The sequence below is a fragment of the Bartonella sp. AA83SXKL genome (genome assembly GCF_042196965.1).
GTDB lineage: Bacteria > Pseudomonadota > Alphaproteobacteria > Rhizobiales > Rhizobiaceae > Bartonella.
The window spans coordinates 1-349 of sequence record NZ_JBHIRG010000219.1; the positions used below are offsets into that span (position 1 = coordinate 1).

The 349-nt window shown below is 46.1% G+C and carries 1 protein-coding gene; it reads right to left on the bottom strand.

All coding sequences use genetic code 11. The features are described 5' to 3' along the window. A partial coding sequence (locus ACFINO_RS10735; protein ID WP_375655837.1) for a hemagglutinin repeat-containing protein occupies positions 1 to 349 on the bottom strand: 349 nt, incomplete at both ends.

Consider the following 349-nt stretch of genomic DNA (forward strand, 5'->3'; position numbering starts at 1 on the left):
TGGACTGCCGAAAGCTTAATATCTTCCCCTGCGCTAAAGTCAGAACCCACCACATTCACATCTTCTTTTTTGGCGGTGATGGTGATATTTTTCCCATTGAGCGAAGAGCCTTGATGTTCAAAACTTTCTTCATTCTCTGTCTTTGATTCACTCCCGTAGATCGAAACAAAACCCTTGCCTGATCCCACACCAAAACCCGTTTCATGGGTTTCTGAATGGCTGCTATGGTGATCTGTCATGCCATCAATCGTCACGCTTTGTCCTGCCACATTGATATCTTCATTGGCAATCATATGAGAAGCCGTGAGGGTGGCATCCCCTTGTGCGTCTAACACAATATTGCCCGTCG